Source organism: Bradyrhizobium manausense (genome assembly GCF_018129685.1).
Classification (GTDB): Bacteria; Pseudomonadota; Alphaproteobacteria; order Rhizobiales; family Xanthobacteraceae; genus Bradyrhizobium; species Bradyrhizobium manausense_D.
In genome coordinates this window covers 77,871-91,515 of record NZ_JAFCLG010000014.1, presented here as the reverse complement: position 1 = coordinate 91,515, position 13,645 = coordinate 77,871, and the positions used below count along the sequence as shown (strand labels likewise).

Annotated in this window: 12 protein-coding genes; 8 read left to right on the top strand and 4 right to left on the bottom strand. The window is 65.7% G+C overall.

The window, feature by feature from the left end; all coding sequences use genetic code 11:
• Positions 1–37 precede the first annotated feature (37 nt).
• Both folE and JQ621_RS26050 read left to right on the top strand, forming a co-directional pair.
• Complete coding sequence (gene folE, locus JQ621_RS26055) at positions 38–640, top strand: GTP cyclohydrolase I FolE (RefSeq protein WP_212238324.1); 603 nt, start codon at positions 38–40, stop codon at positions 638–640.
• 157 nt (positions 641–797) lie between these two features.
• Positions 798–1,298 carry a fasciclin domain-containing protein gene (locus JQ621_RS26050; protein ID WP_212238315.1) on the top strand — a complete coding sequence of 167 codons (501 nt, stop codon included), beginning with the start codon at positions 798–800 and terminating at the stop codon, positions 1,296–1,298.
• A gap of 60 nt (positions 1,299–1,358) precedes the next feature.
• Here JQ621_RS26050 and JQ621_RS26045 read toward each other — a convergent pair whose 3' ends face one another.
• A complete protein-coding gene (locus tag JQ621_RS26045; RefSeq protein ID WP_212238479.1) occupies positions 1,359–2,132 on the bottom strand; it encodes an EAL domain-containing protein in 774 nt (257 codons plus the stop codon).
• Between the two features lie 180 nt (positions 2,133–2,312).
• Positions 2,313–3,419, bottom strand: coding sequence for a lipopolysaccharide heptosyltransferase II (gene waaF, locus JQ621_RS26040; RefSeq protein ID WP_212238313.1), 1,107 nt, complete (start codon positions 3,417–3,419; stop codon positions 2,313–2,315).
• Between the two features lie 173 nt (positions 3,420–3,592).
• Between waaF and rfaD the strand changes: the two genes are divergently transcribed.
• The 6 genes from rfaD to JQ621_RS26010 all read left to right on the top strand — a co-directional run bounded on the left by rfaD (position 3,593) and on the right by JQ621_RS26010 (position 11,587).
• Positions 3,593–4,573 carry an ADP-glyceromanno-heptose 6-epimerase gene (rfaD, locus tag JQ621_RS26035; protein WP_212238310.1) on the top strand — a complete coding sequence of 327 codons (981 nt, stop codon included), beginning with the start codon at positions 3,593–3,595 and terminating at the stop codon, positions 4,571–4,573.
• Between the two features lie 12 nt (positions 4,574–4,585).
• On the top strand, positions 4,586–6,070 hold the full coding sequence (rfaE1, locus tag JQ621_RS26030; RefSeq protein WP_212238307.1) for a D-glycero-beta-D-manno-heptose-7-phosphate kinase: 1,485 nt from the start codon (positions 4,586–4,588) through the stop codon (positions 6,068–6,070).
• A complete protein-coding gene (locus JQ621_RS26025) occupies positions 6,067–7,353 on the top strand; it encodes an O-antigen ligase family protein (protein WP_212238305.1) in 1,287 nt (428 codons plus the stop codon). Before rfaE1 ends, JQ621_RS26025 begins: the two co-directional genes overlap by 4 nt.
• A 129-nt stretch (positions 7,354–7,482) precedes the next feature.
• The gene (locus JQ621_RS26020; protein WP_212238303.1) at positions 7,483–9,396 is read left to right on the top strand and encodes an SDR family NAD(P)-dependent oxidoreductase; all 1,914 of its coding nucleotides are present in this window, start codon (positions 7,483–7,485) and stop codon (positions 9,394–9,396) included.
• 2 nt (positions 9,397–9,398) lie between these two features.
• Entirely contained in the window at positions 9,399–10,643 is a 1,245-nt protein-coding gene (locus tag JQ621_RS26015) for a glycosyltransferase family 4 protein (protein WP_249125578.1), read from the top strand.
• Positions 10,640–11,587 carry an NAD-dependent epimerase/dehydratase family protein gene (locus JQ621_RS26010; RefSeq protein ID WP_212238301.1) on the top strand — a complete coding sequence of 316 codons (948 nt, stop codon included), beginning with the start codon at positions 10,640–10,642 and terminating at the stop codon, positions 11,585–11,587. Before JQ621_RS26015 ends, JQ621_RS26010 begins: the two co-directional genes overlap by 4 nt.
• Here the strand turns inward: JQ621_RS26010 and JQ621_RS26005 are convergent.
• Complete coding sequence (locus tag JQ621_RS26005; RefSeq protein WP_312015449.1) at positions 11,575–12,582, bottom strand: MraY family glycosyltransferase; 1,008 nt, start codon at positions 12,580–12,582, stop codon at positions 11,575–11,577. The genes JQ621_RS26010 and JQ621_RS26005 overlap by 13 nt on opposite strands.
• Entirely contained in the window at positions 12,579–13,538 is a 960-nt protein-coding gene (locus tag JQ621_RS26000) for a lysylphosphatidylglycerol synthase transmembrane domain-containing protein (protein ID WP_212238300.1), read from the bottom strand. Before JQ621_RS26000 ends, JQ621_RS26005 begins: the two co-directional genes overlap by 4 nt.
• Positions 13,539–13,645: the final 107 nt, after the last annotated feature.

Genomic DNA, 13,645 nt, shown 5'->3' with positions numbered 1-13,645 from the left:
TGGTCGCGCTCAAATTAACGGGAAAAGGCGACCTAGGGTGATTGCAGATACCGGTATTGCTCTCGATTGGCAGCAGCGGCCGAGCCGCGAGGAAGCCGAGGCTGCGTTTCGGACCCTCATCCGCTGGGCGGGCGACGATCCGGACAGGCCGGGCCTGCTGGAAACACCGGCCCGGGCCGCGCGAGCGTTCGAGGAATATTTTGCCGGCTACAGGCAGGATCCGATCCAGATCCTCGACAAGACTTTCGACGAGACCGGTGGTTACGAGGAGATGGTCATCCTGCGCGGGATTTCCTTCGAGAGCCATTGCGAGCATCATATCGCGCCCATCATAGGCCGCGCCTGGGTCGCTTACGTTCCGAATGGTCGCGTCGTCGGCATCTCGAAACTCGCGCGGGTCGTGCAGGCCTATGCGAAACGATTTCAAATCCAGGAGCGCATGACGTCGGAAATCGCGTCGGCGATTCAGAAGGCTCTCAAGCCGCAGGGCGTCGGCGTCATCATCAAGGCCAATCATCACTGCATGTCGAGCCGCGGCGTCCAGAAAGTCGGATCGGACATGGTGACCAGCTGCATGCTCGGGTGCTTTCGGGACAACCCGATCTCGCGTCAGGAGTTCATCGGCATGGTCGAGGACTGAGCGCGGCACTGCGCCGCAGAATTATCGGGCCGGCAGGTGATCCAGCCGTGGCGCGGCTGCGTTTCGCCAAGGTCGATCGCACACGATCGTACCGTGGAGGCGCGATCTCGTGCGCATCCGGCGCTTGAAACTCACCCAAAGCAACTCGGAGAAAATGATGACGCCCGCAATTCGTTCGTTGGTGGCTGGAACCGCCCTGGTGGCCGGCCTGCTCGGTTCGTCCTTGGCACGCGCCGCCGACATCGTGGACACCGCAGTCTCGGCGGGGTCGTTCACCACGCTCATCACCGCCGTCAAGGCCGCGGGCCTCGTTCACACGCTGAAGGGCAAGGGCCCGTTCACGGTGTTCGCGCCCAACGACGCTGCATTTGCAAAGTTGCCGCCGGGAACGGTCGAGTCGTTGCTCAAGAACAAGGCCAAGCTCGCTGCGATCCTCAAGTATCATGTTATTCCCGGGCGCGTGAAGGCGGCCGACGTGGCGGGCAAGTCGCTCAAGGTCGCGACCGTCGAGGGCCAGTCAGTGAGCGTGAATGGCAATTTCGGCGTCACCGTCAACGATGCGCATGTGATTCAGCCTGACATCGAGGCGTCGAACGGCGTCATCCACGTGATCGACACCGTGCTGCTGCCTCCGGCGCGCGGAAAGATGCATCACTGAGGCTCAATCCGAACACCACCCGGTCTTCGGGCCGGGTGGGTCATTGGCAAGAGCAAAAACTCAAATCGCGATCTGGATCGTAGAATTCTCGCGCATCATTGGAACAGCCGGTAACGCCATCAACGCCGGCTTGGCGAAATGATATCCTTGAAACAGCGAGATTCCCGCAGCCCGCAGAACAGCCAGCTCCTGTTCGTTTTCGATTCCCTCGGCCAGCACTTCAATATCCAGCGTGCGCGCAATGCCGACGATTCCTGCGATGATCGCCTGTTTTGCGCGGCTGAGATGAATGTCCCGCAGGAGTTCCATGTCGATCTTGATGAGGTCCGGTTGCCAGCGCGCCAAGAGGCCGAGCCCTGCATATCCGGCGCCGAAATCGTCGAGTGCGGTCCAGAAGCCGAACTTGCGATAGGCGTCAACGATCCGCTGGACGTGCGCAGGATCCGTCATCCTTTCGTTTTCCGTGAACTCGAACATGAGGTTGTCGTGAGGAAACTGCGCTCGCCTGGCGGCGGCGAGGGATTTCTGAATGCAGGCGCTTGGTTCGTAAACCGCGTTCGGCATGAAGTTGATCGACAGCCTCAGATCCCTGCCCTCGAACAACGCGCCTGCGGTTTCGATGGCCATCACGCGAGAAGCCTGATCGAAACGGTAGCGGATATCGTCATTGACCTGACTTAGAATGGAGAAGGCGGACTCGCCATTGGCGCCTCGCACGAGCGCCTCGTATCCCCAGACCCGCTGTGCGTTCAGGTCGACGATCGGCTGAAAGGCCATCTTGAATTCGAAGGGAAGCCGCACGTCCTCGTGGCATCCAGCGCATACAGGCTTCATCTGCTTCAAACCCTGAAAATATGTCCGATCGCAACCTAGGTTTGATTTATTTCATGCGCGTTAATCCGCTGGTTAAGCGTTTGGTTGGCCAAAGGGCGTGATCACGTCATCGACACCGCGCGTTTGCCTCCGGCGCGCGGAAAGGCTCATCGGTAAGGAGAGACGGAACCGCTCGGGCTGTCAGTCGTGTCCCAGCACCCGCTGCGCAATCGCCACCACCTCGGCCGCCGCAATATCCCGCATGCAGCGGTGGTCGTTCATCTTGCAGACCGTGCTCTGGCAGGGCTGGCACGACAGCACGCTCTTGTTTTGCACGACCGTTGCGGCAAGGCCGTTCAACGGTGCCCAAAGATAGGGGCTGGTCGGGCCGAAGATGCCCATGGTGGGCGTGCCGAGGGCGGCCGCGATGTGCATCAGGCCTGAATCATTGGAGATGGCGACGCCGGCTGCGGCCATGGCAAGGATCCCGTTGCGCAGATCGGAGCCGGTGAGGTCGCGCACCCCCGGGCCGCTCGCGGTCCCCGGGCCGCTAGCGGTCCCAGGGCCGCCAGCGGTCCCAGGGCCGCCAGCGGCGACGATCTCCTGGGCCAGGCCCTTTTCGGCGGGCCCGCCGACCACCCAGACCTCCAGGCCGCGCTCGACCAGCAGGCGGGCGGCTTCGGGATAGGAGGTCCAACGCTTGGAGACCCCGACCGAGCCCGGGGCGAGCGCCACGGCGGCGCCGGCGCTCAGACCATTGGCCTCGCGCCATTGGGCGATCTCCTCAGGCGGGACCCGCAATTGCGGCACCGGCCATTCCGGCGGCAGGGGCGCACCGTCGGGCCGGGCCAGGGCGGCGTTCTTGTCGATGAAGCGGGGCAGCTTCTTTTCGCCCCAGCGCCAGCGGTTGAGCAGGCCGAACCTGAACTCGCCGACGAAACCAACGCGCTCGGGGATGCCGGCCAGCGCGGGCGCAATGGCCGCTTTCCAGGTCCGCGGCAGCACCAGGGCCGTGCCGTAGTTCCGTTTCCGCAGGAGCTTTGCCAGACCGAACTGGCGGCCCACGGCGAGGCGGCTGCGGGGAAGGTCCCAGACGATGCCTTCGCGCACGCCGGGCATGTAGTCGACCAGCGGGGCGCAGAGGGGCGTGGTCAGAAGGTCCACCGGCCGGTTGGGCCAACGCTCCTTCAGGACCCGGACGACGGTGTGGTTCCGGACGAAATCGCCGATCCACATATAGGGGACGATCAGGATCGGGCGTGTATCGCTCCGATCCTCACCTTCACCAAACTGCGAATCTTGGTTCATTCGTTAATGGGACCGCAAACGCTCTGATCAGGCGGTTCGGTTAGCCGCTCCGGGCCGGCAGGTAAAGCCGGCAGACGCGCGGGTCCAAAAGCGTCTGCCCAAAATGCTTACACTTTCCCGGATGATGCGCTACGGCAGGGTTCGGGCCACAGAATTCGGGCAGGGTCGTTGGAATGTTGCTGGTGACCGGCGGAGCCGGTTTTATCGGATCGAATGTCGTGGCTGCGCTGAACGAGGCCGGCCGCGCCGACGTCGTGGTCTGCGACCTGCTCGGCAGCGACGGCAAATGGCGCAACCTCGCCAAGCGCCAGCTTGTGGATATCGTGCCCCCGGCCGAACTGCCTGCCTGGCTGAAGGGCCGCAAGCTCGATGCCGTGATCCATCTGGGGGCGATTTCCGAGACCACCGCGACCGACGGCGATCTCGTCATCGAGACCAATTTCCGCTTCTCGATGCGCCTCTTGGACTGGTGCACGGCGAACGCGGTGCCGCTGATCTACGCGTCCTCGGCTGCGACCTATGGCGACGGCGCGGAAGGCTTTGACGACGACGCCGCGCTGCCGGCGCTGAAGAAGCTGCGGCCGATGAATCTCTACGGCTGGAGCAAGCAGCTGTTCGATCTTAAGGTCGCGGAGCGCCTCGCGCGCGGCGAGACGCTGCCGCCGCAATGGGCGGGCCTGAAGTTCTTCAACGTGTTCGGCCCGAACGAATACCACAAGGGCACGATGATGAGCGTGCTGGCGCGCCGCTTCGACGACGTGAAAGCGGGCCGCGTCGTGCAGCTGTTCAAGTCGCATCGCGACGGCATCGCCGACGGCGACCAGCGCCGCGATTTCATCTATGTCGACGACGTCGTCCGCGTCATCCTGTGGCTGCTGGCGACGCCTGCGGTGTCCGGCCTGTTCAATGTCGGCACCGGCAAGGCGCGCAGTTTCAAGGATCTGATGCTCGCCGCCTATGCCGCGCTCGGCACCAGGCCCAACATCGAATATATCGACATGCCCGAACAGATTCGCGGCAGCTATCAATATTTCACCGAGAGCAAGGTCGATCGGCTCCATCGCGCCGGCTATAACGGCGGCTTCACGACGCTCGAGGACGCGGTGAAGGCCTATGTCGGGAATTATCTCGACCGCGCCGACCGCTTCCGCTGAGGTAGCAGGATCATGCCGACGCCCATTCTCGATTTCGATGCCCTCGCGCACGCCATCTCCGGCCGCACGGTGCTCTGCATCGGCGACATCATGCTGGACGAGTTCGTCTATGGCGAGGTGTCGCGGATTTCGCCGGAAGCGCCGACGCCCGTCATCGTTGCCCAGCGCAGCGAGATTCACATCGGCGGCGCGGGCAACGTCGCGCGCAACATCGCCTCGCTCGGCGCGCGCTGCGTCTTCGTCGGCCTCGTCGGCAACGACGATGCGGGCGCGCGGCTCAGGGGCGCGCTGGCGGACTGTGCGGGCATCGAGAGCGTGCTGGTGAGCGACCCGTCGCGGCCGACCACGCGAAAGGTGCGCTTCGTCTCCGAGCATTTCTCCACGCACATGCTGCGCGCGGATTGGGAGCAGGCGATCGCGGCCACGGGCGAGGTCGAGACCCGGCTGATCGAGGCGATCCTGCCGCAGATCGCGCGCGCCGATATCGTGCTGCTGTCGGACTATGCCAAGGGCGTGCTGACCGCGCGCGTGATCCGCCACACCATCGATGCGGCGCGGAAAGCCGGCAAGCGTGTGATCGTCGATCCCAAGAGCCTGAACTGGGCGATCTATCGCGGCGCCACCCTGCTCACGCCCAACCGCAAGGAATTCTCTGAAACCACCCGCAGCCGCGCCGACACGCCGCAAAGCATCGCCGATGCCAGCGAGGACGTGATGCGGCTGGCCGATTGCGAGGCCATCCTGGTCACGCAGGGCGAGCACGGCATGACGCTGGTGCCGCGCAGCGGCGAGGCCGTCCATGTTCCTGCCGTCCCGGTCAAGGTGCGCGACGTCTCCGGTGCCGGCGACACCGTCGCCGCCGCGCTGGCGGTCTCGCTCGCGGCGGGTGCGGACTGGGACACGGCGCTGCGCATGGCGAGTGCGGCCGCCGCGGTCGCCGTCGGCAAGCGGGGCACGGCCAGCGTCAGCGTGGCGGAGCTGCGGCGAAAGATCCTGCCGCATGCCACTCTGGCGGCCGAGGAGAAGGTCGTGAGCGCGCCCGAAGCGCTCGAGGTCCAGCTCGCCGAATGGAAGGAGCAGGGGCTGCGCGTCGGCTTCACCAACGGCTGCTTCGACATCCTGCATCCCGGCCACGTCAAGGTGCTGACCGCGGCGCGTGCCGCCTGCGACCGCCTGATCGTCGGGCTGAACAGCGATGCCTCGGTGCGGCGGCTGAAGGGCGCGGACCGCCCGGTCCAGGACGAGCGGGCCCGTGCCGAAGTGCTGGCCGCACTCGAGGCCGTCGATCTCGTCGTCGTCTTCGAAGAGGACACGCCGATCGATTTGATCAAGCGGATCACGCCGAGCGTGCTGGTGAAGGGCGGCGACTACACCCGCGAGCAGGTGGTCGGCCACGACATCGTCGAGGCCGCGGGCGGGGTGGTCGTGCTGGTCGACATCCTCCAGGGCTTCAGCACGACGGCGCTGGTGCACCGCGCGCGTGGAGAGATCAAGTGACGGCACTTGCGCAGGAGACGACCGCGCAGGTGCTGTGGCGGCGTTTCCGCAGCCCGGCGGCCTGGAGCGAGACCGTCGATCTGTTCGCGATCCTGACCGCGGCCGCGTTGCCATGGTCGACGTCGCTCACGGCCATTTTCAATGCCGCGTTCCTGGTCTGCATGGTGCCGTTTCTCGACGTCAGGGCATTCCTGCAATCGCTGATGCGTCCGATCTGCGCGGCGCCGATCGCGCTGTTCGTGCTCGCCCTGGTGGGAACGCTGTGGTCGGACGCGGCGTGGGGCGTGCGCCTCTATGCGGTCGGGCCGACCGTCAAGCTGCTGGTGCTGCCGGTGCTGCTCTATCATTTCGAGCGCTCGCCCCGCGGAAACTGGATCTTCATCGCCTTCCTGGTGTCCTGCGCGCTGTTGTCCGTGATGTCGTGGCTGGTCGTGTTCTATCCTGGACTATCGCTCAAGGCCGAGGGCGTTCTCGAACGCGGCATCTTCGTCAAGAACTACATCGACCAGAGCCAGGAATTCACGCTGTGCGCGGTGGCGCTCGCCTATCCCGTGACGATGCTGCTGCGCGAGAAGCGCTACTGGCCCGCGGCTCTGCTGACGGCGCTGGCGCTGAGCTTTCTGGTCAACATGGCCTTCGTGGTGGTGTCGCGCACCGCGCTGGTCACCGCGCCGATCATGCTCGGCGTGTTCGCATTGCTTCATTTGAGATGGCGCAGCATCGCGATCATCTTCGCCGCGCTGGTCGCCTGCTTCGCGATTGCCTGGCAGGCTTCACCCCCATTGCGCAAGACCGTCGAGACGTTTTCGCGCGACTACCGTCTCTACATGCAACAGAGCGAGCCGACATCCATGGGCGAGCGCCTGGAATATTGGCGGCATGCGGTCCAGTTTTTCGTGCGGGCCCCGCTTGCGGGGCATGGCACCGGCTCCTCGGAGGGACTGTTCGAGAGGGCCGCGCAGGAGCCCTCATGGGTTCGGGGCGTCAGGGTTTTTCCGAACCCGCATAACCAGACGCTGCATGTCGCCATCCAGTGGGGCGCCATCGGCATCGCGATTCTCTACGCGATCTGGATCTTCCATTTTCAGCTGTTTCGCGGCGAGGGGTTTGCGAGGTGGATCGGCCTCCTGGTCGTGGTGCAAAACGCCTTCACCTCGCTGTTCAACTCGCATTTGTTCGACTTCCACGAGGGCTGGATGTACGTCATCGGCGTCGGCGTCGCCGGCGGCATGGTGATCCGGGCACGGCAGGCCGAGGCGAAGGCGGGGGAAGCAGGCTCCTGAGCGGCCGCGCGGCCGGCAAGTCTCAAGCTGGCAAGTCTCAAGCTGGCAAGTCTTAAGCTGGCAAGTCCTGTCGAGATGGGCTATCAGCGCGGTTGGGTTGCACCTGTTGGGATATTCATCGGTCGGCGGATGACGCGTCTTTCGCATCTTACCTTGCGCAATTTCATGATCGCGCTCCACGACCTGCTGGCGACGACGGCGGCGCTGTTCGCGGCGTTCTATCTGCGCTTCGAGGGGGGCGACGGCTTCTACGACCGTTTGCCGCTGCTCTTCCGGATCCTGCCCTATTTCCTCGCCTTCAGCGTGGTCGTGTTCTTCATCTTCAACCTGACCACGACCAAATGGCGCTTCATCTCGCTGCCGGACGCGATGAACATCATCCGCGTCGCCACCGTGCTGACGGTCGCGCTGCTGGCGCTGGACTACATCTTCGTGGCGCCCAACGTCCGCGGCGCCTTCTTCCTCGGCAAGGTGACGATCGTCCTCTACTGGTTCCTCGAGATCTTTGCCCTCAGCGCCTTGCGGATGGCCTATCGCTACTTCCGCTACACGCGGGTGCGGCGCCATGCCCGCACCGACGATGCCGCGCCGACACTGCTGATCGGCCGCGCTGCGGACGCCGAGGTGCTTCTGCGCGGCATCGAGAGCGGTGCGATCAAGCGGATCTGGCCGGTCGGCGTGTTGTCGCCGTCGAACGCGGACCGCGGCCAGTCGATCCGCAACGTGCCGGTGCTGGGCGGGATCGACGACATCGAGGACGTCGTCGCCGACTTCGCCAAACGCAACAAGGCGATCACGCGCGTGGTGATGACGGCCTCGGCGTTCGAGCCGGAGGCCCATCCGGAATCGATTCTGATGCGGGTGCGCAAGCTGGGTGTGATCGTCAACCGCATGCCCTCGCTGGAGAGCGGCGACACGCCGCGGCTGACGGCTGTCGCAGTCGAGGATCTCCTGCTCCGGCCGAGCGAGAAGATCGACTATGCGCGCCTCGAAGCGCTGATCAGGGGCAAGGCGGTGATCGTCACCGGCGGCGGCGGTTCGATCGGCTCGGAGATCTGCGAGCGTGTCGTCGCCTTCGGCGCCGCGCGCCTGCTGATCCTGGAGAATTCCGAGCCGGCGCTCTACGCGGTCACCGAGACGCTGGCCGCGCAGGGAACCAATGCTGCGATCGAGGGACGGATCGCCGACATCCGCGACCGCGAGCGCGTCATGCGCCTGATGGCCGAGTTCAAACCCGACATCGTGTTCCACGCCGCAGCGCTCAAGCACGTGCCGATCCTCGAGCGCGACTGGAGCGAGGGCGTCAAGACCAACATCTTCGGCTCGATCAACGTGGCCGACGCAGCGCTTGCCGCCGGCGCCGAAGCCATGGTGATGATCTCGACCGACAAGGCGATCGAGCCGGTGTCGATGCTGGGCCTGACCAAGCGCTTCGCCGAAATGTACTGCCAGGCGCTCGACCATGACCTTGCCGCGGCAAGCGGCGGCGCCAAGCCGCCGATGCGGCTGATCTCGGTCCGTTTCGGCAACGTGCTGGCTTCGAACGGCTCGGTGGTGCCGAAATTCAAGGCCCAGATCGAGGCCGGCGGTCCGGTGACGGTGACGCATCCCGACATGGTCCGTTATTTCATGACCATCCGCGAGGCCTGCGACCTCGTCATCACGGCGGCGACGCACGCGCTCGGCACGGCGCGGGCCGACGTTTCGGTCTACGTCCTCAACATGGGGCAGCCGGTGAAGATCGTCGATCTTGCGGAGCGGATGATCCGTCTCTCCGGCCTGCAGCCCGGCCACGATATCGAGATCGTGTTCACCGGCATGCGGCCGGGCGAGCGACTGCACGAAATCCTGTTTGCTTCGGAAGAGCCGACCCGCGAGATCGGCGTTGCCGGCATCATGGCCGCGCAACCGAACGAGCCGCCGATGCAGACGCTGCGCAAATGGATTGCGGCGCTCGACCAGGCCATCGCACGCGACGACCGGGCGACCATCAGGACCATCCTGAAGGATGCGGTCCCCGAGTTCGGGTCGACCGCGGCCTGACCATGCAGCGCCAAGGCAAGATCGAAGGCAAGATCGAAGGCAAGATCGTCGTCGCGAGCCAGCACTATCCGCCGGATCCGAGCACGACCGCGGCGATCATGGCCGAGATCGCCTGTCGCCTCGCCGGGGAGCACGAGGTCGTCGTGCTGTCCGGCTCGCCTGGCGCGCTGCCGGCCTCGCAGACCGGTCCGGGCAAGCCGCGCGTCGTCGCCGTCAAGAACCGGATGGCCGGAAAGGCGGCGCTGGTCCGGCGCGGCTTGTCGGAATTGCTGTTTGCACTGCGCATCTTCATCGCGCTGCTGCGGGGCTTGCGGCGCGGCGACGTCGTGCTCACCGTCACCGCGCCATTCATGCTGCCCTACGCCGTGGCGGCTGCGGCCTGGCTCAAGGGCGCGCGCTCGGCGCTGATCCTGCACGACCTCTTCCCCGACGTGCTGGTGATGGCGGGCCTGTTGAAGCCGCGTTCGGTCGTGGCCGGCGTGATGCGCGCCGCCAACGGCCTGATGTTCCGCGGCCTCAATGCCGTCATCACCATCGGCCGCGATGCGGAAGCGCCGCTGCTCGGCTATACCGGCATGACGCGCAACAAGATCCGCTTCATCCCGAACTGGGCGACGCTCGTGCCCGCGGCACGGCCGCTGGCGCCGGACAATCCGTTCCGCAAGACGCTGCAGGCTCGCTTCGTGGTCGGGCTCTCGGGCAATCTCGGCTTCACCCACGATCCGGACATCGTGTTCGAGGCGGCGCGCCTGCTCAAGGACGAGCCGGACATTGGTTTCCTGCTGTCGGGCTGGGGCATCGGCTTCGAGCGGCTGAAGCAATTGCAGACCGAGGCCAACCTGCCCAACGTCCGCTTCGTGGCGCGGGTCGAGGATGCCGAGCTCGAAACGTTCCTGACCGCGGCTGACCTCTGGATCATTCCGTACCGGAAGGACGTGGCCGGGGTGTCGGTTCCAAGCCGCTTCTATAATCTGCTGGCAGTCGGCCGTCCCGTCGTGCTGGTCTCGGAGCCGGAGGCCGAGGCCGCCCTGACGGTGGTGGAGAACGGGCTCGGCTGGGTGGTGACGCCGGGCCGCGCCGATCAGCTCGCAGACGCCATCCGCACGGCATCGCGTTCCGATGGCGGCGCCATGGCGGCGCGGGCGGTGAAGGCGGCGGCGAGGTTCGATCGCAATGTCGCGATGAACGCCTATGCCGGTGTGATCGACGAGTTGTTGCGCAACCCTGTTCTTTCGGAGCAACGATGAGCGCTCGGAAACCGATCGTGCTGGTGACGGGAGCGAGCGGCTTCGTCGGCCGCCACGTCGCGCCCGCGCTGGCGCGCGAGGGATGGTCGGTCCGCCGTGCGGTCCGCAACGCGAAGGGCATGGATGACGAGGTCGTGGTCGAATCGATCGGGCCCGATACCGATTGGACGGCCGCGCTGGAGGGCGTCGACGCCGTCGTCCATCTCGCTGCGCGCGTTCATCACCAGCACGAGGAGCATGCGGTCCAGCTCTACCGCAACGTCAACATCACCGGGACGCTGCATCTGGCGCGTGCCGCAGCCACGGCGGGCGTGCGCCAGTTCATCTTCGTCAGCACGGTTCTCGTCCACGGCCGGAGCAACGAGGGCCGGGCGCCGTTCAGCGAGGACGATGTCCTGACGCCGCGCGGCCTTTACGGCATGTCCAAGGCCGCGGCCGAGGCAGGCTTGCGGACGCTGGCGCGCGAGAGCGACATGAATATCTCGGTGATCAGACCGCCGCTGGTCTATGGCGCGGGCGCCAAGGGTAATTTCGCGCTGCTGACGCGCGCGGTGAATTTGGGATTGCCGCTGCCCTTTGCGGCGATCCGCAATCATCGCGCCTTCCTGGCGGTGCAGAACCTCTCGTCCTTCATCCGGCGCAGGCTTGCCCAGCCCGACCCCGCGAGCAATTTCGAGATCTTTCTGGTGGCTGACAGGGAGCAGGTCTCGACGCCGGAATTCATCGAGCGTCTGGCCAGGGCGTCCGGCAAGAGCCCGCATCTGTTCGGGATGTCGCCGAAATTGTTGAGCACACTGCTCGTGGTGCTGGGCCGGCAGGATACGCATGACAGCTTGATCGGCTCGCTCGAGCTCGATGTTTCCAAGGCCATCGCGACGGGATGGCAGCCGGAGGTGTCGCTCGACGAGGGGCTGCGCCTGGCGCTGTCGGCTCAGGACGCTTGAGGGCGGGAGAACCGCAGCAGCACGAAAGTGACGGCGACCGCCGCCGCCACGAGCGCAATCAGCGTGATCGTCACCGAGCCGGCGCGGACCGTGAGGAGCGCAAGTGCCGCCAATACGAGGTTGATCGCAAACACTTCGCCGGTGACACGGGGCACGGTAAAGCCGTGGTCGGTGGCGCGCTGGTAGTAGTGCGAACGATGCGCCGACCAGAATTGTTCGCGTCGCGCGATGCGACGCAGCAGCGTGATGGTGGCATCCGCGAGATAATACGCCGGCAGCAGCAGCGCGGCGGCGGGTTGCCCGTGCCAGGCAAGCTCCAGCAGGCACCAGCCGACCAGGAGGCCGATCGGCAGGCTGCCGACATCGCCCAGGAAAACCTTTGCAACCGGCTTGTTGAACGGCGCAAAGCCGAGCATGGCGCCGCAGAGCGCCGTTGCGAGGAGCGCGGCGGACGAGGGCAGGTCGCCCCACCATCCGAGCAATCCGAGCGCGGCCGTCACAGGCACCACCTCCGCCACCGTCATCAGGTCGAGCCCGTCCATGAAATTGACGAGGTTCACGAACCAGATTCCGGCAATCACGATCAGGCCGCGCTCCAGCGTGAGCGGCAGGGCCTGGACGATGCGTGCATCGTCAGGCGCAGTGAACACGACAGCGCCGACGCAGGCCGCCTGCAACACCAGCCGCACCAGCACCGGCAGCGAGACGATGTCGTCGGCGAATCCGACCAGCGCGATGACGACGGTGGCAATGACCAATGCCGGCGTAATCGCAATGTCGGCCCAGGCTGCCAACGCCAATGCAACGACGAGCGTCGCCGCGATCACCGCGATGCCCGCGCCCTGCGGCGTTGGGATGCGGTGCGAGGAGCGCGCATTCGGCCGCGCCAGTGCATAGCGCTGCAGCAGGGGGCGGCTGATCCAGGTGACCAGCGCCGAGATCAGCGCGGCGACCGCAACGGCAAGCAACGAGGCCACGATCGTCGACGCAGTCACTCCGGCACCCCGAGCTGCGCCGAGCCTTGCGCGGCCTTCTCCGCGCTCAGGATCCAGACCAGGCCGCCGAACGCGCCGACGATGAAGGAGACTGCGCCGAACAGCAGCGAGACATTGACGCCTTCGTTGGCGGCAAGCCCCGCGAAGCCGAAGGCCAGACCCATGCTGGCCTCGCGCACGCCCCAGCCGGCGATCGAGATCGGCATCAAGGTGATCAGCATCACCGGCGGCACCAGCAGGAAGACCTGGGCGAAGCTGACTGGAGCAGCGATCGACTGCACCACACACCAGGCGATGACGACGGCGAGCACGTGGACGAGCAGCGACAGGATCGCGACGATCGGCCCGCGCGTGCGGTTGAAGACGACGCGGTTGGCGATGACGGCGCAGGCGTGGATGTGGTGGGTGGCCCACCACGTCTTCAGCCAGCGCCATTTCAGCGCGCCGAAGATCAGAAAGCCGATGCCGCCAGCAAGCGCCGCGAAGTCGACGAGCAGCAGCGCCGAGCGTCCGTTCGGGTCGGTGATGAGCTGATAGCTCCAGGGCAGACTCGCGACGATGAGGATCGCAAGGGCGACGAGGCCGATCGCGCGGTCGACGAAGATCGAATAGGTCGCAGCGCGCCAGCCGGCGCCGGCTCGCGCCACCAGCCACAGCCGGACCGCATCGCCGCCGATCGCGGATGGCAGGGTCTGGTTGAAGAAGGAGCCGATCACGTTGTAGCGCATGGCGCGGCCGAGCTCGATCGGCGCACCGCATGCGGCGCTGACCTCGCGCCAGCGCAGCACGCCGACGAAGATTTGCAGGAACGTCACTGATATCGCCATGCCGATCCAGAACAGGCTTGACGCGGTGAAGCGCGACAACAGCTCGGTCAGGTCGACCTTGCGCAACGCCAGATACAGCAGCGCCGCGGAGATCAGGATTTTTACCGTCGACAGCAGGATTCGGCGCATCTCGCCCGCATGAACAGGGTTGGCGAAGGTTGAGGTCACCCGACGCCAGGCGCCGAATTTGGCCGCTTTGGTATGGTCTTGGCGCCGATCTTGCAATAGCAGTTTTG

Excerpts from the sequence above, each read along its gene's own strand:
- JQ621_RS26050 (WP_212238315.1), top strand. The coding sequence starts at position 798 with ATGACGCCCGCAATTCGTTCGTTGGTGGCTGGAACCGCCCTGGTGGCC.
- JQ621_RS26045 (WP_212238479.1), bottom strand. The coding sequence starts at position 2,132 with ATGAAGCCTGTATGCGCTGGATGCCACGAGGACGTGCGGCTTCCCTTC.
- waaF (WP_212238313.1), bottom strand. The coding sequence starts at position 3,419 with ATGAACCAAGATTCGCAGTTTGGTGAAGGTGAGGATCGGAGCGATACA.
- rfaD (WP_212238310.1), top strand. The coding sequence starts at position 3,593 with ATGTTGCTGGTGACCGGCGGAGCCGGTTTTATCGGATCGAATGTCGTG.
- rfaE1 (WP_212238307.1), top strand. The coding sequence starts at position 4,586 with ATGCCGACGCCCATTCTCGATTTCGATGCCCTCGCGCACGCCATCTCC.
- JQ621_RS26020 (WP_212238303.1), top strand. The coding sequence starts at position 7,483 with ATGACGCGTCTTTCGCATCTTACCTTGCGCAATTTCATGATCGCGCTC.
- JQ621_RS26015 (WP_249125578.1), top strand. The coding sequence starts at position 9,399 with ATGCAGCGCCAAGGCAAGATCGAAGGCAAGATCGAAGGCAAGATCGTC.
- JQ621_RS26010 (WP_212238301.1), top strand. The coding sequence starts at position 10,640 with ATGAGCGCTCGGAAACCGATCGTGCTGGTGACGGGAGCGAGCGGCTTC.
- JQ621_RS26000 (WP_212238300.1), bottom strand. The coding sequence starts at position 13,538 with ATGCGCCGAATCCTGCTGTCGACGGTAAAAATCCTGATCTCCGCGGCG.